Here is a 22,603-nt window from a genome sequence, read left to right as displayed (position 1 = left end):
TTACGCGCGGTTCGCGTCAGTCGTTGACCCAGTGGCAGCGGCGCTCGGTCGTATAGCTGGCGTTCTTGTCCTGGTGGTTCTTCTGGATCTGGTTGCCGGCGTAGCCGCCGCCCACCGCACCCGCGACCGTGGCGAGGGTCTTGCCCTTGCCGCCACCGACCTGGTTGCCGAGCAGGCCGCCCGCGACGGCGCCCACGCCGGTGCCGATCAGGCGGTTGTCGTCCTTCGAGTTGATCTGCTTCACGCGCACGTTCTCGCAGACCTGATGCTGGCTGCGGCGGGACTGGGCCTCGGCCGGCGGCGTGGAAAAGGCTGCCGCACTGGCAAGAGCGATGGCGGCGGTGGCGAGCAGTGTGCTCTTCATGGCAGGTCCTCCTTATCAGTGGCCTCAAGGGATACCGCCGACCTTGTGACGGAGGGGTCAATCCGGGGCTCTGGGGCGGGTCGCGTCGACATCGCGTATGGCCGCGGTTTAATTGGCGTGCCGCGCGCCTCCGCCACGGCCTCGGTCAGCTCGGCCCCCAGAAGCAGGATCAGCGCTGAGTAATAGACCCAGACAAGCAGTACCACTACGCCGCCAGCCGGGCCGTACGGGCCACCCACATTGCTGCGGTCGAGATAGATGGCGATAGCGAACTTGCCCACGGCGAAGAGCAGGGCGGTCAGGGTGGCGCCCACCATGGCATCGCGCCATTCGATGATCGCGTCGGGCAAGACCTTGTAGATCGCGCCGAAGACCAGCACGAACACCACCAGCGAGATCAGGATCTCCAGCAATTGCCAGCCGGTGGTGCCGCCGCGGACGAACACGGCGATCAGCGCACTGGCGGAGAACGAGATCACCAGCAGGAACGCCAGCGAGAGAAGCAGGCCCAGCGCATGCAGGCGGGCGCGGAGCCAGTCCAGCACCGCGCCCTTCGTGGACTTGGGGCGCGGTTGCAGGCTCCATACGCGGTTCAAGGCGCCCTGGAGCTGGGTGAACACGGCCGAAGCGCCCACCAGCGTGACGCCCAGGCCGATGATGCCCGCCATGCTGCCCACGCTGGGCCGCTGCTTGGCGTTCTCGATGACCAGCCGTACACCTTCCGACGCCCGCGGCCCGACCAGACCGGTCAGGCCATCCACCAGTTGCGCCTGCCATTCCGGCCGCAGCGAGGCGACTACCCAGAGCAGCAACACCAGCAGCGGCGCAAAGGACAGCGCGGAATAGAAGGCGAGCGCCGCCGCCCGGGTCATCAGCTCATCGTCGCTGAAGCCTCTGGCGGTCGTCCGGATCACCCGCCACACCTGTTTCACCGTCGCATGCACGCCATCGCCTCCGCTTCGTCTGCGGGGTCAGCTTCACGGCAGCTGCGCGAAAAAAGCGTGCAGCCGTCGGCCCTTCGGCTCAGGCGCTCTGCGGGCGCCGGTCGTGCAGGCGTGCCACGGCCTCGGGGATTTCCGCTGCGCCTGCCACCTCGATCACGCGTTCGCCCATGGCGAAGTCCGCCACCAATTCATGTGCCCAGGTGCTGTGGTAGGGCATATACACCCCCGATCCGCCCAGCGCGACGACCGGTGCGATGTCGGACTTGAGCGAATTGCCCACCATCGCGAAACGGTCTGGCGTCACGGCCAGCTCGGCGAACAGCCTCGTGTAGGCGGCCGTATCCTTCTCGGAGACGATCTCGATGCGATGGAAGATGTCGGCCAGGCCGCTGCGGGCGACCTTGTATTCCTGATGGAACAGATCGCCCTTGGTGATCAGCACCACACGATGCCGGGACGCCACGGCTGTCACGGCCTCGCGGATGCCGGGCAGCAGGTCCACGGGATGGGCCAGCACGTCCTTGCCGAGCCGCACGATGCGGTGAATGTCCTTCGCCTCGATCCGGCCGTCCGTGAGTTCGATGGCCGATTCGATCATCGACAAGGCCATGCCTTTCGCGCCGTAGCCGAACAAGGCGATGTTGTTCTTCTCCGTGGCGAGCAGGGCGTCGTGCAGACCTTGGCCTTCCAGGTCCACGTAGCGCCCCAGGATCGCCTCGAATTCGCGTTGGGCCGCGTCGTAGAACTCCTGGCTGCGCCAGAGCGTGTCGTCGCCATCGAAGCCGACAAGATCGATCATGCTGTCACTGCCCTAGGGGGAAACCGCGAAGACTGGCGCGAAAGACGCTCGCGCACAAGGCGCACGTGGGAGCGCCCTGGTGGTGAAGCTTGCTGGTGGGAGCCAGCCTGCTGGCGATGGGATACTTGCCTCGCTGCCACACCGCTTCGTTGGCTTATCGCCACCAGGGTGGCTCCCACCCCTGCATCTGACTCTCCGCAAAAAAAGGCCTGGGGGATACCCAGGCCTTCTTGGTGTCGATGTATCAACGAGCTTAGAACGCGATGCTGGTCTTCAGGCCGAGGATGAAAGCGTCGTCGTTCTGCTTGCTGCCGCCCGGATCCTTGATGTACTGCAGGTTCGGACGGATCGCGATCGAGGGGATCGGCGACCAGCTGTAGAACACTTCGGCCACCTTCTCGTAACCGTCGTTGACGATGCCTTCCTGGCCCGGATGCGTCGCGTTGAACAGACGCTGGTTGCGTGCGGCATAACCGTTGGCATGCGAACCGCCGAGCGCCGCGCCGATGAAATCGTTCGGGCGATCGAAGATGCCCTTGTATTCCATGCCGAGTGCGATCTGGTTGTTGGTAGCAGAGGTCGCGTGGTCCGCAGACGTGATGTTGAGGAACACCGTGGCGCCCTTGCCACCGGCATCGCCCGTCACCTGCTGCTGGAAGGTGATCCACGCGCCCTTGCGCGAGTCGTGCTGCAACGGCTCGCCACCGGCGACGGCCAGCGGCTGGTGATCCTGATTGAGGTACAGGTCGTCACCCTTCGAGGTGTTGTACCAGACGCCAGCGCGATACGAACCCGGAAGGCCGTTGATCGTCGGCTTCCAACCGAATTCCAGCGGAATCAGCGCGCCGGTCGTGCCACCCGGGAAGTTCGGCTTGAGGCCGTTGTGACGTGCATAGGAGTCGTCGACATACTTCGGATTGACCTGGTACGCGGCGATCTGCACGAAGGTGTCCGTCGTGGTGTTGAACTTGACCACGGTAGCCCACTGGCTGGTCGGCCAGTTGACCCAGTAGTCGCCCACGATGTTGCCGGGCTGCGCGCCGCAGAACGTGAGGTTCTGGAAGTCGCACGAGAACTGGTTGATGTCCTCACCGACCGGCAGGCGGCCGAGTTTCCAGGTGAGGCGATCGTCGAAGAATTTCTGCTCCAGCGAGAACACCGTGAGGTGCCAGGTCTGGCCGCGGCCGTAGACTTCCTGAATCAGCTGGTTGTTGCCGATGTTGGCGTCCGCGCCGATGTTGCGACCGTTGCGGTCGGTGATGATCATCTTGAACGTGGCGCCGTGCCAACCCCACAGCTTGTCCAGATCGAACGCGCTGCCGAATTTCCACTGGTCGGTGTATCGCGTGATATTGCGATCGCCACCGGAATAGTTGTGCGCCGCTTCGAAGCCGTAGCCGAAGTCGAACGTGATGCCCTTGTCTTCGAGCCGCGTACGCTCCCCGTTCCAGTCTCCGAACAGGTACTTGCTTCCGGCGGCGTCGTCGGCGTGGGCGACGGTGGTGCCGAGAGCGAGGCACGCGAGCATCGCACCGGCAAGCGGACGCTTGATGAATTGTTTGCGCATTGACCCTTCTCCCTGAATGAAAAATTATGCTTTTTCGTACTTCGATTTTGATTATCTAAGTTGCAACGCACAACACGTTTGCTGCGCACAACCGGCGCATCATAGTGTTTTTGTCTGACTAATGGGTGGGCATCGCAAATTCCGCACCCGCGCTTTCGTCGTGGTTCAGCCAACGCTGTGTAACGGCCTTCTGACGCGTGTAGAAACGCACCGATTCCGGGCCGTGGGCGTGGTGGTCTCCCATCAGGCTCTTCTTCCAGCCTCCGAAGCTGTGGAATGCCATCGGAACGGGAATGGGCACGTTGATCCCGATCATGCCTACCTGAACGCGATGCGCGAATTCGCGGGCTACCTGGCCATCGCGCGTAAAGATCGCCGTGCCGTTGCCGAATTCGTGCTCATCGACCAGCTTCAATGCACTTGCGAAATCCGGAACGCGCACGATGCACAGCACGGGACCGAAAATTTCCTCTTTGTAGATGCGCATCGCAGGGGTCACGCGATCGAACAGTGTGCCGCCGACGAAAAAGCCTTGCTCGCAACCAGCGACGCGATGGCCACGGCCATCCACGACCAGTTCGGCACCGGCGGCGACGCCGTCGTCGATGTAGCCGGTAATGCGGTCGCGATGGATGCCCGTCACCACCGGGCCCATCTCCACGTCCGCATCGAGACCATGACCGATACGCAAGGCCCTCACCCGCGGAGCGAGCTTTGCGACGAGCGCATCGGCGGTCGCGTCGCCTACCGCGACGGCGACGGAGATCGCCATGCAGCGTTCACCCGCGGCACCGTAGCCAGCGCCCATCAATGCGTCGGCGGTCTTGTCCAGATCGGCGTCCGGCATCACGATCATGTGGTTCTTCGCGCCGCCCAAGGCCTGAACGCGCTTGCCCTTGGCGCAGCCGCGCGCATAGATGTATTCCGCAATGGGCGTGGAGCCGACGAAGCTCACCGCGCGCACGCGGTCGTGATCGAGTAGTGCGTCTACCGCCGTCTTGTCGCCATGCACGACATTGAACACACCGTCCGGCAGGCCGGCTTCCTTCAGCAGCTTCGCCAGTTCCACGGCCAGGGTCGGATCGCGTTCCGATGGCTTCAGTACGAAGGTGTTGCCGCAGGCAATCGCCATGGGGAACATCCACATCGGGACCATGGCCGGGAAATTGAACGGGGTGATGCCGGCGCACACGCCGAGCGCCTGGCGCATCGTCCACGCGTCGATACCGTTCGCGATCTGCTCGGTGTATTCGCCCTTGAGTAGTTCGGGGATGCCGCACGCGTACTCGACCACTTCCAATCCGCGGACCAGTTCGCCTTTCGCGTCGGAAAGCACCTTGCCGTGCTCGGCAACGATGATGCGAGCAAGACGGTCCATGTCGCGCTCGATCAGTTCCTTGAAGCGGAACATCACACGCGCACGTTTGAGCGGTGGCGTTTGCGACCAGGCGAAGAACGCGTCGTGCGCGGCACGAACGGCGGTATCGACATCGGCGGGGGAGGCCAGGTCGACCTCGGCGGCGGGCACGCCGCGTGCCGGATCGTAGACGGGCGCCGTACCCGCAGGCGAGCCGAGGTAAGGCTTGCCGGCGATGAAGTGGCCGATGCGGGGAAGATTCTGGTTCGAGGGTTGGGCAGACATAGGGTTACTCCGATCGCGGCGCAGGAGGCGCGATCATCCATTCGTGGGCGGGGTCGTTGCGGAAGTGCCACTCGCGGCGCGGTCCGGCCATGACGTTGAGGTAGTAGCCGCGATAGCCGTGCGGCATCACCACCGGGTGGTAGCCGCGCGGCACCATCACCACATCGTGGTCGCCTACCGCCATCGATTCGTCGATGTCGCGGCTGTCGGTGTAGACGCGCTGGAACGCGAAGCCCTGCGGTGGATCGATCCGGTGGTAATACGTCTCTTCCAGCACGCTTTCTTCCGGCAGGGCATCGGTATCGTGCTTGTGCGGCGGGTAGCTCGAGGAATGTCCGGCGGGTGTGAGCACCTCGACCACCAAAAGCGATTCGGCCGGTTCCGACTCGGGGAGGATGTCGCAGACGTAGCGGGTGTTGGCGCCTGTGCCGCGCACGGAACGCTTCATGCTCGACGGCGGGATCAGTCGCACGCCGTGAAGACCCGTGGCAGGCGCGGAGGCAAGAGCGATCTCGGCATCGGTGCTGGCGCTTATCTCGAACACCGACGACGGCGGTGCATAGACCGCATGCGGCGATGCGTCGTCGAAGACGCTCGTACGACCTCCCAGCCCCTGCCAGGATTCATCGTCCACGCGAAGATCGATCGTTCCGGTGAGTACGACGAGGCAGCCTTCGCGGTCTGCGGGCAGGCGAATTTCCGTTCGCTGCCCGGCCGCCAGCCGTCGCGCCTCGAAACCCACGTGAGTCCAGCGCGCCGTTTGTGGTGTGACCTTGACGATGGCCTCGCCCGTAGGCGCGGCCTTGACCAGCAGCGTCATGCGACCTCCCTTACCGCATCGCGGTCGAGCAGGGATCGCAGGGTGTCGTAGCCCTTCTTCGCGAAGCGCTGACTGGGCGCGACGGCCGGGTCCTGTTCGGCTTCGACTACGAGCCAGCCCTGGTAACCGTGTGCCTTGAGGCGCGCGATGATGGCTGCGAAGTCGATCACACCGTCGCCCGGCACCGTAAACGCGCCGTTGAGCACCGATTCGAGAAAGGTCCATTGCCGGTTGCGTGCGAGACGGACGATGCCGGGGCGCACGTCCTTGCAATGCACGTGACAGATGCGCGCGATATGTCGATCCAGCACGGTGAGCGGATCGCCGCCACCGAAATAGGTGTGCCCGCTGTCGAACAGCAGCCCGACGTCTTCACCGGTATGCGCCATGAGATGGTCCACATCGTCCGGCGATTCCACGTACGCACCCATATGGTGGTGATAGGCGAGGCGCACGCCGCGCGACAGCGTGAAGCGCGCGAACTCGGTCACCCGTTCACCATAGCGCTTCCACTCGTCGTCCGTGCGCATGCGCGGGCGCTTGTACAGCGGAATCGGCTCGCCCTGGATCGCGTGCGCCACTTCGCCATACACCATCACCTTGCAGCCGTTCTCGGCGAGCAGGTGCAGATGCTTTTCCACGGTGACGATTTCTTCGGCTGCGCTGCGCTCGCCGAGCCGGCCGGAATACCAGCCCGACACCACGTCCAGGCCGTAACCAGCCATCAGTGAACGCAATGCGGCCGGGTCTTTCGGAAACTTGTTGCCGAGCTCGAAGCCTTCGTAGCCGATGGCCTTGCCCTCTTCGAGAGCCGTGGACAGCGGGATCTCGCCGCCGAGGGTCGGCAAGTCGTCGTTGCTCCACGAGATCGGGTTGATGCCGATGCGGATCGGGTCGTTCTTCATGCGGGGTTGCTCCGCGCCTTGCGGCTTTCGATGGCGGTTTCGTACGCGCCGCGCGCCTGGCGCACCGCGTCGCGCGTCGACACTTCCGGCACGGCCACTTCCCACCACGAGCCGCCCTCGTCGGTGGTGCGCGTGTGATCGGTGTCGATGCAGATGAGATAGGTGCGATCGGCGGCGCGCGCCCGTTGCAGCGCGGCTTCCAGTTCAGCGATGTCGGCCACGTGCTCTGCGATGGCGCCAAGGCTGCGGGCATGCGCGGCGAAGTCGATCGCGGGAGGGGCGTGCCGCCCGTGCAGGCAGTCGTCGAACATGTTGTTGAACGGCGCGCTGCCGGTGCTCTGCTGGAGGCGGTTGATACAGCCGTAGCCACGGTTGTCGAGCAGGACGATGATGAGTTTCGCGTCCAGCATCACCGACGTGGCGATCTCGGAGTTCATCATGAGGTAGCTGCCGTCGCCGACCATCACGATCACTTCCCGTTCGGGCAGGGCCATCTTCACGCCCAGGCCGCCCGCGATCTCGTAGCCCATGCAGGAGTATCCATACTCCATGTGGTAACCACCCGCGGTTTCGGTGCGCCACAATTTTTCCAGTTCGGCAGGCAGCGTGCCCGCCGCGCAAACCACCACGTCGCTCATGGCCGATTGCGGCGACGAGCGTTGCACCGCGCCGATGACCTCGCCGTCGTACGGCAGGCGACCTTCGGGCGGTGCGCGACGTTCGGTGATGCGCGATACGACATTCACCCAGCCGCGTGCCGCTTCGCGAGCACGTGCCGTCCAGGCATCCGGCGCTGCCCAGTCTTCGAGTCCAAAGCTGAGGTCGTCGATCACCTGGGCCGCGTCGCCGATGACCTCGAGCCCGTTGCCCTTCAGCGCGTCGAAGCCGTTGACGTTGATCGACAGGATCGGCACGTGGCGGAACAGCGTGTTGGACGCTGTGGTGAAATCCTGCAGGCGCGTGCCGAGGGCGATGACGAGGTCGGCTTCGCGCAGGATCGCGTTCGCCGCGCTGGAGCCGCTGACACCCGCCGGGCCGAGATGCAGAGGGTGGTTCCACGGCATGACACCTTTGCCGGCCTGAGTCTCGCATACCGGCACGCCATGCTTGTCGGCGAACGCGAGCAGGGCGGGCGTTGCCTTGGCGTACAGCGCACCACCACCGGCGACGATGACCGGCCGCTGGGACTGCTCGATGGCATCCAGCGCCTCGATCAGTTCGGCGTCGGTCGGCTGCGGTGCGCGGAAGACGATCTCGCGAGGCTCGAAGAATGCGAGCGGGAAGTCATACGCCTCGGCCTGCACGTCTTGCGGCAGCGCAAGGGTCACCGGGCCGCACAAGGCGGGATCGGTCAGTGCGCGAATCGCTCGCGGCAGCGCATTCAGCAGTTGCTCCGGGCGGACGATGCGATCGAAATAGCGCGAGACCGGGCGGAAACAATCGTTCACGGAGACCGTGCCGTCGGCGAAGTCTTCGAGCTGCTGCAGGACCGGGTCGGGCGCACGCGAGACGAAGATATCGCCGGGCAGGAGCAACACGGGAAGCCGGTTGACGTGAGCCAGCGCGGCCGCGGTCACGAGATTGGTCGCACCGGGACCGATCGACGTGGTCACGGCCATCATCCGGCGGCGCATGCTCGCCTTGGCATAGGCAATGGCCGCGTGTGCCATCGCCTGCTCGTTGTGCGCGCGGTACGTGGGCAGTTCCTCGCGAATGTCGTACAGCGCCTCGCCCAGCCCCGCGACGTTGCCGTGGCCGAAGATGGCGAACACACCCGCGAACAGGGGATAGGACGTTTCCTCGTCCGCATCGCGCGCCTGCAGTGCCGCCAGATAGCGGACGAGTGCCTGCGCGCAGGTCAGGCGGATCGTGTCGCTCATGCGGCGGCCCCTTCCTTCGCGCGGGCGCCGGGATGCTGCCGGCTGCCGCGCCAGAGGGCGATCATCGCCTCGAATGACGCGCGGGCGCGGGCGACCAGGGTGGCATCGTCGATGCGTCCCGCCAGCCATTCCCGTGCCGGTTCGGCAAAGATCGTGCGGCCGACCGCGAAGCCTCGGCAGGTCTCGCTGGACGCCGCATTGGCGAAGCCGTCACCGAGCACTTCGGCGGTGGCGTTGAGTCCGAGCAACAGCACGCCGCGGCAGTGCGGGTCGCGTTCCTGGATCAGTGCGTCGATGGCGCCCCAGGCGTCGCTCGTCGGCGGGCAGAGCTTCCACCAGTTGGGGCGAATGCCGAGGTTGTAGATACGCTTGAGTGAGCGCAGCACGCGTTCGTCGCGCTGCGCCTGGCTCGTGCACCCGGGCGGGATGACTTCCAGCAGCAGTTCGTGACCGCTGAGTTGCGCGGCGTCGTAGAGCGAGCGCAACTGGGTTTCCTGTTCCACGCGATCCAGCGGATCGGCATCCGGATCGAACGCGACCAGGCATTTGATGACGTGCTCGCGCGGCCATGCGACGAGTTGGCTACCGATCGACCGGCCGCGTTCGAATTCCAACGGATTGGAGCCGGACACTTCCACGGGACGGCCGATCCACCAGCCCCGTCCGGTGGCCGCATTCAATGCGTCCTGCCCGTAGCGGTCGTCGCAAAGCAGGCCGACATGCCCGTGCAGCTTGCCGGCCTGCTCGGTGGCAGCCACGGCGTCCACCAGCAGATTCTTGAGGCGTGGCAGGCGGGCTTCGTCTGCTCCGACCTCACGCGCCAGCTCGAAGAACGGTACGCGATGATCGAAGGCGAAGACGTAGAGTTCGTGCCACGGCTTGCGCGGCACGGCGGTGCGATGCAGATGGGCCAGCTCGGCATCCTGGTCCGGACGGGACACGCCGCCCTCGCGAGCGAGGAACGCGTCCAGTTCGGCACGCCCCGGCATCGCGGGAGCACAGCCATGCCGCGACACGACGATCGCGCCACAGGCATTGGCGAAGGCGCAGGCACGTTCGACGGACTCGCCGCGCAGCCAGCCGGCGAGGAAGCCCGAGAGGAACGCGTCACCCGCACCGAGCACGTTGAGCACCTCCACCCGGCTGCCGCGGTAGGTCGGTGCATCTTCGACGTTATCGGGCACGGCACCTTCGATCACGCTGCAACCGAGCGGGCCGCGCTTGACCACCAGGGTGGCGGCGCTGATCCCGCGAACTGCGCGCAGCGCAGCGACGAGGTCTTGGCTACCGCCCGCAATGTGGAATTCCTCTTCCGTGCCGACGATGACGTCGAAGCCGCCGAGGATGCCTTGCAGGTGCGCCGTCACGTGCTCGGCGGCGACGAAGCGACGCTCGCCCTCGCCGCGGCCGGTCAGGCCCCAGAGGACGGGGCGATAGTCGATGTCGAGCACGGTGCGGACATCGTGCTTGCGCGCCAACTGGATCGCGCGCGTGCTGGCCGCGTGGACACCGGGTTGGGAGAAGTGCGTGCCGGTGATGGCCAGCGCGCGGCACGAGGCGATGAAGTCCTCGTCGATATCCGTGTCCGCCAGCGCCATGTCGGCGCAGTTCTCGCGGTAGAACAGCAGCGGAAAGGTTTCGCGATCCTTGATGCCGAGGATCGCGAGGGCCGTCAGTCGATCCGGATCGATCTTCACCTGGCGCACGTCGCAACCCTCTGCCTGCAGGGTTTCGGTAAGGAAGCGACCCATATGGTCGTCGCCCACGCGCGAGAGCATGGCCGAACGAAGGCCGAGTCGCGCGGTGCCGAAGGCGACATTGGCCGACGAGCCGCCAAGGTACTTGGCGAAGCTCGTGGCGTCTTCCAGGCGCGCGCCGATCTGCTGGGCGTAAAGGTCCACGGCAAGCCGACCGAGGCAGGCGACATCGATCGGGCGGGCGGCGGAGCGGGGTGCGGGACTCTGCATGCGAATTCCTAGGTCAGGCCGCGCGGCCTTCCAGTTGGTCGACCAATTGTTGGATCTCGGTACCGCCCGCCATCATGTCGAGCACTTCTTCCTTGCTGATGTCGTTCTTGGCGAACGTGCCCATGGATTGCCCGCGGTTGAGCAGCGTGAAGCTGTCCGCAATGGGATAGGCGTGGTGCACGTTGTGGGTGATGAAGATCACCGAGATGCCGCGGGCGCGGGCGTTGTGGATCAGCTTGAGCACGTTGCACGACTGCTTGACGCCCAGCGCTGCGGTCGGCTCGTCCAGAATCAGTACCTTTGCGCCGAAGTGGATGGCGCGCGCGATGGCGAGACACTGGCGCTCACCGCCGGACATGGTGCCGACCGGCTGGCTCGCGTCGCGCACGTGAATACCCATCTCCGCCAGCTTCTCGCGCGCCGTTTCGTTGGCGTAGGCCATATCGATCACGGGAAGCACGCCGAGCCATTTGCGTCGTGGCTCGCGTCCTGCGAAGAAGTTACGCGCCACGCTCATCAGAGGTACCAGTGCCAGATCCTGGTAGACGGTGGCGATGCCGCGATCCAGCGCTTCGCGCGGTGAGCTGAATCGGACGTCCTCGCCTTCGACGCGATACGCGCCGGTACTCGGCGTATGCACGCCGGCAAGCGTCTTGATCAGCGTGGACTTGCCCGCGCCGTTGTCGCCGAGCAGGCAATGCACTTCGCCGCGCTTGAGGCGGAGCGTGACGCCCTGCAATGCGATGACCGTGCCGAAATACTTGCTGACGTTGTCCAGTTCGAGGATGTAATCGTCGGCCATGTTGGCGCTCCTCACTTCGTCGCCGCAGCGCGGCTGCGGATGTAATGGTTGAACAGCACCGCCAGCAGCAACATGCCACCGAGGAATACGCGGTACCAGTCCGAATCGATGTTGGTGTAGGAGATGCCGATCTGCACGACGCCAAAGATCAGCGCACCGAAGCACGCGCCGATCACCGAACCGAAGCCGCCGGTGAGCAAGGTGCCGCCGATGACGACGGCGATGATCGCCTCGAATTCCTTCTGCAGTCCGCGGTCCGCGGCAGCGGAACCCACGTCGGCGACCTGCAGCACGCCGAACAGGCACGCACAGAACGCCGTCAGCACGAACAGCGAGATCTTCACCCGGCGCACCGGCACGCCCACGTTCTTGGCGGCATTGGCATCGCCGCCCACGGTGTAGATCCAGTTGCCGAAGCGCGTGCGTGCCAGGACGAAGCCCGCCACCACGGCCATGGCCAACCACCAGATCAGCACCTTCGGCAGGCCGCCGACCACCGGATCGCCGCTGGGCAGCTTCTCGATAAGGTTCATGCCGGCCAGTGCGTTGAACAGCCAGTGCAGCGTGGTGCCCTGGAACAAGGCGGAGATCACCGGGTCCTCGCTGAACTTGTCGCCGATGCCGCTTACGATCGTGCTGTTCGCGAAGCCGGTGGACAGCACGAGGGTGAGACCACGCAGGATGAACATGAAGGCGAGGGTGACGATGAACGACGGCAGCTTCGTGCGGACGACGAGATACCCGTTCAGCGCACCCAGTGCCATGGAACCGGCGAAGGCGAACAGCACTGCGGCCCATAGCGGCCAGCCGAGATACATCGGTGGAATGGCGACCATCACGCCGGCGAAGCCGATCATCGAACCCATCGATAGATCGAATTCGCCAGCGATCATCAGGAGGCAGGCGCCCACGGCAATGATGCCGAGGTAGCCTGCCACCTGTGCCCAGTTGATGACGCCATCGAGCGCAAACATGCCCGAGCCGCCGGCAAAGATGCCGAAGAAGGCGAAGACGAGCACGGTGCCCGCGATGGAGCCCAGTTCGGGCCTGTCGAGCAGCACGCGCCACGGAGAGATCTTCCGTACGCGTTCATCCGTGGGTACCGCTTCCTCCGGCGCTTTCGCGCGTTTGGCCTGGATCATGGTGGTGACGCTCTCGTTGATGACGCTCATGGACGGTGCTCCTGCGATCAGCGGTACTGACCGGCGTACTTCTCGACCGTCGCCACGTTGTCCTTGGTGACGAATGCCGGGCCGGAGCTGACGCCGGTCGCGGTGTACACAGGCTTCAAGTCGTACTGCTTGAGGCGCGCCTGGAACTTCGGATTGGCCTTGAGCGCCGCGATGATCTTGGCCGGGTCCTTCGTGTTCTGGTCATGCGCGATCACGAGTGCCGCGATGCCCATGTAGCCCTGTAGATAAGGCTGCTGGTCGATGGCGTACTGGATCGTGCCGGACTTGATGCCGTTGATGATCGCGGGCGAGAGATCGAAGGTGCCGAAGTTGATCTTGCCAGCCAGATGCATGTCCTGGACCACCTTGATCGCCGGTTCGGCCGCGTTGGGTCCGAGCGCGAGAATGGCCTGGGTCTTCGGATTGCTGCGCAGATAGGCGCTGAGTTTGCTGGCGACGACGGTCGGGTCCATGCCCGTGTCGATCATCGAGGTCTTGCGCCAGTCCTTCACGCCGATGGCATCCGCGAAGCCCTGGCAGCGCTCGAACGACGCGTTGTTCGTCGCGTAGTGGTTCACGCAGACGAAGCTCGTGACACCGGCTGCCTTGGCGCGCTCGCCTGCCGCCTTGCCCGCGTCGTACTCACCCTGGCCCACGTGCATGATCGCGCCGAGTTTCTTGCTCTCCTCGGGCGTGCCGGAGTTGATGGTAACGATGGGAATGCCCTTGGCCGTGATCTTGGCGGCGGGCGCCTTCAGCACCGCATAGCTGGCGATGTCGAAGGACACGCCCTTGTAGTTGCGTGCGGCCGCCGACTCCAACTGGCGTGCCATTTCGCTCAGGTCGCCGTTGCCGGAGCCGCGGTAGTCGACGTCGACTCCGAAGTCCTCGCCCGCCTGCTTGATGGCGTTCTTGATGGTGTTCCACCAGGAATCGGAATCGGCGGCGTGGGTAACCAGGACGTAGCGGTCGCCGGGAGCCGCCTGCGAGGCGGGGGCGGTAAAGCCGAGACCGAGGGCCAGGGCTGCCGCCAACGAGGCGTGGAACAGTTTGGATCGCATGGTGCCTCCACAGGTGGCCGCTGCGCGGCCGTTGGATGGGTGACGAGGTGCGATGCGGCTTGGGAGCCGCGTGGTGCCGAAAGCGAGACGAGCATGGACCGGCTTTTCGCATCGTGCAATTTGCATTGCAGCAAAAAAATAAATGGAAAAAACATTCCATCCCGTGCTTGAATGCCGCCGGTCACCCTCGGAGCCTCCCATGCCCAAACGCAGCGAAGCCGATCTCCTCATGCAGCGCATTGCCGAGGAATTTGAAGCGCTGCCCCGGCAGTTGCAGGGTGTGGCCCGGTACCTCGAAGAACACCGCGGATCGATCATGCTCCAGCGCGTGGGCGAGATCGCCGAGGGGTGCGGCGTGCATGCGTCGGCGGTCGTGCGCTTTGCCCAGCGCTTCGGCTATTCCGGGTTCACCGAAATGCAGGCGGTCTTCCGCGATGCATGGACGGCGCAGACGGCACCGGCACGCAGCTACCAGCAGCGTATCCGTAGCGTGGTCAAGGGCCGTACCCGCGACATGCCGACCGTGGAGATCGCCTCGCGTTTCATCGATGCCAGCCGCGCGGGACTCGACGAGCTGGCGACGGAACTGGACGAAACCCGATTCCAGAAGGCGGTGGATCTGCTCGCCAACGCCGAAAACATCTACGTCATCGGCGTGCGGCGTTCTTTCGCGATCGCCACGTACATCGCCTATGCCATGCAACACACGCCGAAGCGCGTACACCTCGTCAGCGGACTGGGCGGCATGTTCCGCGAACAATTGCGCAGCATCGGCAAGGGCGATGCGCTGATCGCCATCAGTTTTCCGCCGTTCGGGAAGGAAACGCTCTACGCGATGCGGGTGGCGCAGCAACATCGCGCCAACGTGCTCGCCATTACCGAGAGCGACCTCGGGCCGTTGGCCCGGCATTCGGACGTGCTGCTCAAGGTGAAGGAGGGCAGTGCCTTCGCCTTCCGCGGCCTTACCAGCACCATGTGTCTTTGCCAGGCGCTGTTCGTCGCGCTGGCCTACAAGCTCGAACTCACAGTCGAAGAAACGCTTCCCCGAGGAGAATACGATGATTGAAGTAGCGGTTTTCGGTGCCGGGCGCATCGGCAAGATCCATGCGGGTAACGTGGCACGGCATCCCCACGCGCGGCTGCGCTACGTGGTCGATGTGCACGCGCCTTCGGCGCAGGAACTTGCGAGCGCGCATGGCGCCAGGGTGGCCGGGATCGACGAGGCCCTGAGCGATCCGGCCGTGGGCGCCGTGGTGATCGGATCGAGCACCGATACCCATGCCGACCTCATCCATCGCGCTGCGGCAGCGGGCAAGGCCATTTTCTGCGAGAAGCCGGTCGATCTCGACGTGGAGCGGGCACGCGCGTGCCAGGCGGCTGTGGAGAAGGCGGGTGTGGTCTGCATGATCGCGTTCCAGCGCCGTTTCGATCCGACGTTCTCGTCGCTCAAGAAGCGCCTTGACGATGGCGAGATCGGCACGCCCGAAGTGCTGGTGGTCACCAGCCGCGATCCGGGGGCGCCGCCGGTGAACTACATCAAGAGTTCGGGCGGCATCTTCAAGGACATGCTGATCCACGACTTCGACATCTTCCGCTGGATACTGGGAGACGAAGCGGTGAGCGTGCATGCCATGGGCAGCTGCCTCACCGATCCAGCGATTCAGGAGGCCGGTGACATCGATACCACGGCGGTCACCATTCGCACCAAGCAGGGCCGTCTGTGCCAGATCAACACGTCCCGACGCGCGGCTTACGGTTACGACCAGCGCTTCGAAGTGCTGGGCAGCAAGGGCATGCTGCAAGCCGGCAACGTGGCGCCTACGCAGGTCGTGTCGCATACCGCCGCGCACATCGCGCACGATCTGCCGGAGCATTTCTTCCTGCAACGTTACCGGGAAGCCTATGCCGCTGAGATAGCCCATTTCTTCGACGCGTTGTCGGACGGCACGCCCGTGCGCACCACGATCGCCGACGGCATCAAGGCGCTGGAACTGGCCGAGGCCGCCGCCCGTTCGTGGCGTGAAGGCCAGGTCGTGCAGGTTGCCATCTGAGGAGTGCGTCCATGAGCACGTTACGGATCGGTCTCGCCGGCCTCGGCCGGCTCGGGCAGCGCTACGCCGAAAATCTTGCTCGCAACGTTCCGCGGGCGGAACTGGTGGCCGTTTGCAGCCCGATGGATGACGAGCGGGCGTGGGCGCGCGACACGCTGGGTGTGCAAGCGGTTCATGAGAGCTTCGAACAACTGATTGCGGACCCCTCCCTCGATGCGGTGTTCCTCGTCACACCTACGTCGCTGCACGCCACGCAGATCGAGCAGGCGTTGGACGCTGGTAAGCACGTGTTCTGCGAGAAGCCGCTTTCGCTGTCACTCGACGACTGTCGTCGCACGGCGCGGCATGCCGAGCATGCTGCGAAGCGTGCCATGGTCGGTTTCGTGCGGCGCTTTGACGAAAGCTATCGACACGCCTTTCAGCACATCGAGGCAGGCGGCATCGGGCGTCCGTTCCTCGTCTATTCGCAGACGACGGACCTCGCCGATCCGACCGGCGCCTTCGTGAAGTTCGCTCCGACCAGCGGCGGTATCTTCCTCGATTGCAGCGTGCACGACGTGGACCTCGCGCGCTGGCTGCTCGGTCGGCCGAAGGCGATCAAGGCGTACGGCGCGGGCACCGTGGCGATGTATCCGGCACTGGAGGCCATGGGCGACGTGGACAACGGCGTGGGCATCGTCGAGTTCGAAGGCGGACGCATGGCGATGTTTTACGCGTCGCGAACGCAGGCGCATGGGCACGATACGCATACCGACGTGATCGGCACCGCCGGCCGTGTGAGCGTGGGCCGCAATCCGCGCGCGGATCGCGTGGAGATCGCGGATGCGTCCGGCGTGCGCAATACCGTGCTGCCGACGTTCTACGAGCGCTTCGCGCCGGCCTTCGTTACGCAGGCGCGTCACTTCGTCGACGCGGTGCTGGACGGTACGCCGTTCGATCTCACCATGGACGACGCGGTGGAGGCGACGCGCATCGCCGTGGCCCTGCGCGAATCGCTACACAGCGGCGAACCCGTGCACCTGCAGTAATCGGCGGAGCTTGCCGTGGTGACGGTCAGCCGGTGGAAGCCAGCCTTGGTGGGACCCCGCCACAGTGGGCCCAGCCGGGCTGGAGCTAGCCACGGAGGAGCTAGCCACGGAGGAGCTAGCCATGGTGGACCTGACCATGGTGGGAGCCAGCCTGCTGGCGATGGGTGCTCGCGGCAAGCACCCATCGCCAGCAGGCTGGCTCCCACCGAAGGCTCTTTCGCCGAGGCTCTCCCTCGAGCATGCCGCGCTGCAACAACGTGACGCTATAATCCGTCGCCATGTCCCTTCCTTCTCTCGTCCCCCATCGTGGTCGGCGACTTGCGGTGACCGCGCGAATTCTTTCGGCGGTCGTCTTCTCGTTCGTTTGTTACCTCTGCATCGGTATTCCGCTGGCGGTCCTGCCGGGGTTCGCGCATCTCGATCTCGGTTATTCGACGATCGTGGCCGGGCTGGCGGTGAGTGCGCAGTATCTTGCGACGCTGCTCAGTCGCCCTCATGCGGGACGCATGGCGGATGCGATGGGACCGAAACGCACCGTCGTGGCAGGTCTCGTGGTACTGGCACTGTCGGGGTTGTTTCTGGCGCTGGCAGCGCTGGTGCCGACCATCCCTGCGCTCGCCCTCGCGCTGATCCTGTTGAGCCGACTCGGCTTGGGATTTGCGGAAAGCTGGGTGAGCACGGGATCGATCACCTGGGGCATCGGTGGCATCGGCGGCGAGCACACCGCACGGGTGATCTCCTGGAACGGCATCGCCACCTATGGCGGTATTGCACTGGGTGCGCCGCTCGGCGTGATGCTGGCGCGCGATCACGGGTTCATCGCCCTGGGTATCCTGACCTTCGCGCTGGGTCTCGTGGCCTTACCGTTCGCGCTGTGGAAAGCGCGCGTTGCGCCGAGCCATGGCGAGCGTCTTCCGTTCAAGAGCGTGCTCACTCGCGTGATGCCCTATGGCATCGGGCTGGCCCTGGGCTCCATCGGTTTCGGTTCGCTGTCCACCTTCGTGGCCCTTTACTACGCGAGCCGCGACTGGGCGGACGCGGCGCTGTCGCTGTCCGTGTTCGGCGGCTGCTTCATCGGCATCCGCCTGGTCTTTGGCAACGCCATCGATCGGTTCGGCGGCTATCGCGTGGCGATGGCCTCGTTGATCGTGGAGTGCGTGGGACTCGTCCTGCTCTGGCAGGGCACCACGCCACACGCTGCCCTCGCGGGCGCCGCATTGACGGGCGCGGGTTTCGCGCTGGTGTTTCCTGCGCTGGGCGTGGAAGCGGTGGGGCGCGTCAGCACGCACAACCGGGGTGCCGCCCTGGGCGCGTATTCGGTTTTCCTCGATGTGGCCCTGGGCCTCACGGGACCGGTGGGAGGCTGGATCGCGGGGCGTTACGACTATCCTGCGATCTTCCTGCTGGCCGGCTTCGCCGCGCTTGCCGCCGCCTTGCTGGCCGCCTCGCTGTACTTGCGTTTCGGTCGGGATATCGAAGGGCGCGATAAGCGAGCCGATGCCCGGGCATAATGCGCCGGTCACCCCGCTAGAGGTTCCGCATGCCATACGATCGCAGTTGGATGGGCTACGGCATCGTCGGTGCCTTGGAAACGGGCGCCATCGCCTTGCTCGTGGGCATCATCGTCTATGGTGTACTGCGTGCCATCGTCAGGAACGACGGCTGGAGCCCGGGTAAGGAGCTCGCCATCGCCTACGTCTTTGCCGTGGCGCTGGCCGCGGGCCAGGACATGTGGGATCTGTTCTATTTCAACATGGCGCCGTTGCAGTCGCTGACCTTGTTGAAGGCCAAGCTTGCCGCCGTGCACGATCCGGACGCGATCGGCCTGCGCGTGTTCTTCGAGTTCGTCGGCGCGCTGGTGGGCGTGTGCCTGGGTTGGGCCATGTTCTCCGGCGGGTTGAAGCGCCTCTTCGCGAGCATGCGCCAGTCCTGACCGGCGCATGCCTGCCTGCTGCGATTACAGCGTGTGGCTGAACATCCAGTCCCACAGATCCGGCGTGGCATACGCCTTCTCCCACGAGCCATGATTCACACCGGGAAACTCGGTGTACTTCACGTCCTTGCCGAGCTTGACCAGCGCCGCGTGCATCTTGCGCGACTGCTCGGTGGGCACGACGTTGTCGTCGCCACCATGGAAGATCCAAACCGGTAGTTTGCCGATGTGTTCGGCCACCCACGCAAACGGATCGCTGCCTTTCGGTGCATGCACGTAGAGATCGCGATCTTCGGGATCGAGCACCTCGATGCCCCCGCAGATGATGGCAGCAGCCGCGAACGTGCCAGGATGATCCACGGCGAGTTGCCACGCCCCATAGCCGCCCATGGACAGGCCGGTGACGTAGAGGCGCTTACGATCGCCGTGGAATTCCTTCACGCTTTTCTCCAACGCGGCCATGGCCAGCGCGGTGTCGGCGGGATCGGTCCACTCAGTGTCGTCGGGCGCCTGCGGGATCACCACGACCGCGGGAAAATCGGTGTGCTGCTTCAACCACGGCGGCAGGCCTTGCGACATCTGCTTCTGGTTGTCGTTGCCGCGCTCGCCACTGCCGTGGAGGAACAGCACCACCGCGGGCGGCTTGTGCAGATCGGCGGGAACGAAGACCTGGTAGCGGTAGGTCTTGCCGTGCAAATCGACCGAGCGTTCGACGAAACGGGAAGGATCGGCTGCGGCGGCAGTCGCGACCATGGCAGTGAGAGCGGCGAGAATGCGAAGCATGTGGACGGGTTTCCCAGGGCCGGTGTGAGGAAGTGCGCGTTACGCGCGACGCCTTTGGCGTGTCGCAAGACTGGCGCGAACGATCGGTACGCGCAAGGTACGAACGTCACGGCCCCTAGAGGATGGGGTCGAACAATCGTGCGACGTGCAGCGCCACGCGGCGGAAATACGAGAGCCGTCGATAGTCGTTGGGATTCACTTCGTCACTTCTTGCGAAGTCCGCTTCGAGCATGGCCTCGACGTCGGCGGCAAAGGCTTGGTCGACGTTCAACGCTGCGATCTCGAAGTTGAGCCGGAAGCTGCGGTTGTCGAGATTCATGCTGCCGACGACCGCCGTGTCGTCGTCGATCAGCATCACCTTCTGATGCACGAAACCCGGCTGGTAGCGGAACATGCGGATGCCCGCCACGATGGCTTCGTGCGCGTAGAGCGTGGACGCCATGAAGACGGTGCGGTGATCGGGGCGTGACGGAATGAGGATGCGTACGTCCACACCGCGGAACACCGCCAGGCGCAGCGCGCCGAATACGGCCTGGTCCGGCACGAAGTAGGGTGTGGTGATCCACACGCGTTTCGTCGCAGCGTGGATCGCCTGGGTGAAGAACAGCGAGCAGCTTTCCTGTCGGTCGGCCGGGCCTGTCGCAACGATCATGCTGGCTGCACGGCCACAGCGTTCCGGTGGCGGCGCATGCGGCGGACGCTCGCCGGTGACCCAGTACCAGTCTTCCGCGAACGCACGTTGCAGGTCGGCCACGGCGGGGCCTTCGATCTGCATGTGGGTGTCGCGCCATGGCGACAGCGGCGGCTTCGCACCCAGGTATTCGTCGCCGGCATTGAGCCCGCCGACGAAGCCGCGTACGCCATCGATCACGAGCACCTTGCGATGATTGCGGAAGTTGAGCTGAAAGCGATTGCGCCAGCGGCGGGTGGCGAAACGGCGCACGCGCACGCCACCGTCGCGGAGCCGATCGACGTACGCGTCGGGCAAGGCGTGGCTGCCGACGCTGTCGTAAAGAAGACAGACCTCGACGCCCGCGGCGGCCCGTTCGAGCAAGGCGTCGCGCAGGCGACGGCCCAGCACGTCGTCGTGGATGATGAAGAACTGCACCAGCACATAGCGTTCCGCGCGTGCGATCGCTTCGAACATAGCCGTGAAGGCTGCTTCGCCGTCCACGTGCAGAGACAGCGCGTTGCCGCCGTGCATCGCGGTCTTCAGCATCCGCCCGATCGCGTCGTAGCGCGCGTCGCGCACGGGTTCCGAGTGGGCCAGCGTGCCCAGCCAGGTGGACTGCGCGGCCTCCTCGTGCAGCACGAAGAAGCGCGACTGGCGCTGCCGATGCAGGTCCACGTATCCGCCGAAGTGGCTGGAACCCAGGAACAGGTAAGGCACCAGGGTCACGTAGGGAAGCAGGACCAAGCCCAGCACCCAGGCGAATGCGCCCTGCGCGGTGCGCGTATGCATGACGGCATGCATGGCCGCGAACACGCCCGCCACATGCAGGGCGAGTGCGGTGATGGCGACGACAGTGGCGATCACGGCGCGGTGACCCCCACTTTCGCATCTGCGGCAACAGTCTTTGGCGCCAGGGAGCGTTTTTGCATGGTTCTCATGTCGGGACAATGGGCGGTATCGCTTTCCACCGAGCCTAACCCATGAATCTCCCTTCGTCCCGCCTGCCACTGATGGCACTCGCCGTGGCGGCTTTCGCCATCGGCACCACCGAATTCGTGATCATGGGTCTGCTGCCCGAAGTGGCGGCCGACCTGCGCGTGGACATTCCCGCCGCAGGCATGCTGGTGTCCGGCTACGCCCTGGGCGTGGCAGTGGGCGCTCCCATCCTTGCCGCGCTGACCGCGAGGCTGGAACGCAAACGCGCGCTGCTTCTGCTGATGGGCCTGTTCATCGTCGGCAACCTGCTCTGTGCCGTGGCACCGAACTACGGCGTGCTCATGGCGGCGCGTATCGTCGCCGCGTTCTGCCACGGCTCGTTCTTCGGCATCGGCGCCGTGGTAGCTGCACACCTCGTTCCGACCAGCCAGCGCTCGCGTGCCATCGCGCTCATGTTCGCGGGCCTCACGTTGGCGAACGTGCTGGGCGTGCCCTTTGGCACCTTTCTCGGCCAATGGGCGGGGTGGCGGGCAACGTTCTGGGCGGTGACCGGCCTCGGCGTGGCCGCGGCGTTCGCGGTGGCCCGTTTCGTTCCGGCCTTGCCGGGGCTGAAGGCGCCGCACATGGCGCGCGAGATGCGCGTACTGCGCGAACCGCAGGTGCTCATCGCCCTGGGTATGACGGTGCTCGGATTCGGCGGCGTGTTCACCGTGTTCACCTATATCGCGCCGATCCTGCAGCAGCAGTCCCACGTCAGCCCGCACTGGACCGGCGCGGTGCTGGTGCTGTTCGGGCTGGGTACCACGTTGGGCAACATCCTTGGCGGTCGTCTGGCGGACTGGAAGCTCATGCCGTCGCTGGCGGGCATCCTCGTGGCGTTGACGCTCCTGCTGGTTCTGTTCGCATGGACCATGCACTCGACGGTCGGCGCCATCGTCACGGTGTTCGTGTGGGGTATCGCGGCGTTCGCCACGGTCGCGCCGCTGCAGTCGCGTGTCGTGCACGTGGCGGGCGAGGCACCGAATCTGGCGTCCACGCTCAACATTGCGGCGTTCAATCTCGGCAATGCGGGTGGCGCGTGGTTGGGTGGCGCGGTGCTGGCCGCGGGTTATGCCATGCCGGCGGTGAGCCTTGCTGGCGCGGCGGTCACCGCGGCGGGACTGCTGGCGACGATCGCGAGCGTGGCCATCGAACGGCGTGCACCGCTCGTCGCGGCCTCTTGCGCTGGATGAAGTAACCCGCCGCCGGGGCAAATCCCCGGCGGCGGGCGGCGACG

At 65.2% G+C, this 22,603-nt stretch carries 20 protein-coding genes; 6 read left to right on the top strand and 14 right to left on the bottom strand.

The features are described from left to right. Positions 1 to 16: 16 nt before the first annotated feature. The 12 genes from BT115_RS08470 to BT115_RS08415 form a co-directional block, all read right to left on the bottom strand. Positions 17 to 364: a glycine zipper 2TM domain-containing protein gene (locus BT115_RS08470; protein ID WP_072322005.1), complete on the bottom strand. Its 348-nt coding sequence runs from the start codon at positions 362 to 364 to the stop codon at positions 17 to 19. Next, positions 361 to 1,308, bottom strand: a complete 948-nt coding sequence (locus tag BT115_RS08465) for a YihY/virulence factor BrkB family protein (RefSeq protein ID WP_255369372.1) — start codon at positions 1,306 to 1,308, stop codon at positions 361 to 363. Before BT115_RS08465 ends, BT115_RS08470 begins: the two co-directional genes overlap by 4 nt. 79 nt (positions 1,309 to 1,387) lie before the next feature. After that, a complete protein-coding gene (locus BT115_RS08460) occupies positions 1,388 to 2,107 on the bottom strand; it encodes an HAD family hydrolase (RefSeq protein WP_072322004.1) in 720 nt (239 codons plus the stop codon). Between the two features lie 253 nt (positions 2,108 to 2,360). Beyond that, positions 2,361 to 3,674, bottom strand: coding sequence for a carbohydrate porin (locus BT115_RS08455; protein ID WP_072322003.1), 1,314 nt, complete (start codon positions 3,672 to 3,674; stop codon positions 2,361 to 2,363). A 118-nt stretch (positions 3,675 to 3,792) separates the two neighbouring features. Then, on the bottom strand, positions 3,793 to 5,316 hold the full coding sequence (locus BT115_RS08450) for a CoA-acylating methylmalonate-semialdehyde dehydrogenase (protein WP_072322002.1): 1,524 nt from the start codon (positions 5,314 to 5,316) through the stop codon (positions 3,793 to 3,795). Positions 5,317 to 5,320: 4 nt separating this feature from the next. After that, positions 5,321 to 6,136 (bottom strand): 5-deoxy-glucuronate isomerase, encoded by an 816-nt coding sequence (gene iolB / locus BT115_RS08445; protein ID WP_072322001.1) that lies wholly within the window; start codon positions 6,134 to 6,136, stop codon positions 5,321 to 5,323. After that, complete coding sequence (iolE, locus tag BT115_RS08440; RefSeq protein WP_072322000.1) at positions 6,133 to 7,041, bottom strand: myo-inosose-2 dehydratase; 909 nt, start codon at positions 7,039 to 7,041, stop codon at positions 6,133 to 6,135. The genes iolB and iolE overlap by 4 nt, the downstream gene beginning before the upstream one ends. After that, the gene (gene iolD, locus BT115_RS08435) at positions 7,038 to 8,921 is read right to left on the bottom strand and encodes a 3D-(3,5/4)-trihydroxycyclohexane-1,2-dione acylhydrolase (decyclizing) (protein ID WP_072321999.1); all 1,884 of its coding nucleotides are present in this window, start codon (positions 8,919 to 8,921) and stop codon (positions 7,038 to 7,040) included. The genes iolE and iolD overlap by 4 nt, the downstream gene beginning before the upstream one ends. After that, entirely contained in the window at positions 8,918 to 10,888 is a 1,971-nt protein-coding gene (gene iolC / locus BT115_RS08430; RefSeq protein WP_072321998.1) for a bifunctional 5-dehydro-2-deoxygluconokinase/5-dehydro-2-deoxyphosphogluconate aldolase, read from the bottom strand. The genes iolD and iolC overlap by 4 nt, the downstream gene beginning before the upstream one ends. Positions 10,889 to 10,901: 13 nt before the next feature. Beyond that, positions 10,902 to 11,690: an ATP-binding cassette domain-containing protein gene (locus tag BT115_RS08425; RefSeq protein WP_072321997.1), complete on the bottom strand. Its 789-nt coding sequence runs from the start codon at positions 11,688 to 11,690 to the stop codon at positions 10,902 to 10,904. Between the two features lie 11 nt (positions 11,691 to 11,701). Beyond that, the gene (locus BT115_RS08420; RefSeq protein WP_072321996.1) at positions 11,702 to 12,862 is read right to left on the bottom strand and encodes an ABC transporter permease; all 1,161 of its coding nucleotides are present in this window, start codon (positions 12,860 to 12,862) and stop codon (positions 11,702 to 11,704) included. A 17-nt stretch (positions 12,863 to 12,879) separates the two neighbouring features. Beyond that, positions 12,880 to 13,923 carry a sugar ABC transporter substrate-binding protein gene (locus tag BT115_RS08415; protein ID WP_072321995.1) on the bottom strand — a complete coding sequence of 348 codons (1,044 nt, stop codon included), beginning with the start codon at positions 13,921 to 13,923 and terminating at the stop codon, positions 12,880 to 12,882. A gap of 199 nt (positions 13,924 to 14,122) precedes the next feature. Here BT115_RS08415 and BT115_RS08410 point away from each other — a divergent pair, with 199 nt between their 5' ends. From BT115_RS08410 to BT115_RS08390, 5 genes are all read left to right on the top strand, one after another. Further along, complete coding sequence (locus BT115_RS08410; RefSeq protein ID WP_072321994.1) at positions 14,123 to 14,989, top strand: MurR/RpiR family transcriptional regulator; 867 nt, start codon at positions 14,123 to 14,125, stop codon at positions 14,987 to 14,989. Then, positions 14,982 to 15,974, top strand: coding sequence for an inositol 2-dehydrogenase (iolG, locus tag BT115_RS08405; protein ID WP_072321993.1), 993 nt, complete (start codon positions 14,982 to 14,984; stop codon positions 15,972 to 15,974). Before BT115_RS08410 ends, iolG begins: the two co-directional genes overlap by 8 nt. An 11-nt stretch (positions 15,975 to 15,985) precedes the next feature. Beyond that, on the top strand, positions 15,986 to 17,002 hold the full coding sequence (locus tag BT115_RS08400) for a Gfo/Idh/MocA family oxidoreductase (protein WP_072321992.1): 1,017 nt from the start codon (positions 15,986 to 15,988) through the stop codon (positions 17,000 to 17,002). Positions 17,003 to 17,280: 278 nt separating this feature from the next. Then, positions 17,281 to 18,513, top strand: coding sequence for an MFS transporter (locus BT115_RS08395; RefSeq protein WP_072321991.1), 1,233 nt, complete (start codon positions 17,281 to 17,283; stop codon positions 18,511 to 18,513). A gap of 29 nt (positions 18,514 to 18,542) precedes the next feature. Further along, the gene (locus BT115_RS08390) at positions 18,543 to 18,935 is read left to right on the top strand and encodes a hypothetical protein (protein WP_072321990.1); all 393 of its coding nucleotides are present in this window, start codon (positions 18,543 to 18,545) and stop codon (positions 18,933 to 18,935) included. 24 nt (positions 18,936 to 18,959) lie between these two features. Here BT115_RS08390 and BT115_RS08385 read toward each other — a convergent pair whose 3' ends face one another. Together BT115_RS08385 and cls are read right to left on the bottom strand one after the other, a co-directional pair. Continuing rightward, the gene (locus BT115_RS08385) at positions 18,960 to 19,718 is read right to left on the bottom strand and encodes a carboxylesterase family protein (RefSeq protein ID WP_083527350.1); all 759 of its coding nucleotides are present in this window, start codon (positions 19,716 to 19,718) and stop codon (positions 18,960 to 18,962) included. Between the two features lie 115 nt (positions 19,719 to 19,833). After that, positions 19,834 to 21,255, bottom strand: a complete 1,422-nt coding sequence (gene cls, locus BT115_RS08380) for a cardiolipin synthase (protein ID WP_072321989.1) — start codon at positions 21,253 to 21,255, stop codon at positions 19,834 to 19,836. Positions 21,256 to 21,371: 116 nt separating this feature from the next. On the opposite strand from cls, the gene BT115_RS08375 reads away from it, so the two are divergent. After that, on the top strand, positions 21,372 to 22,559 hold the full coding sequence (locus BT115_RS08375; protein WP_072321988.1) for an MFS transporter: 1,188 nt from the start codon (positions 21,372 to 21,374) through the stop codon (positions 22,557 to 22,559). The last annotated feature ends 44 nt before the right edge of the window (positions 22,560 to 22,603 follow it).

Source organism: Luteibacter sp. UNCMF366Tsu5.1 (assembly GCF_900119235.1).
In the GTDB taxonomy this organism is placed as follows: Bacteria; Pseudomonadota; Gammaproteobacteria; order Xanthomonadales; family Rhodanobacteraceae; genus Luteibacter; species Luteibacter flocculans.
The sequence above is the reverse complement of the archived record's forward strand: the minus strand, read 5'-3'. Positions and strand labels throughout refer to the sequence as shown.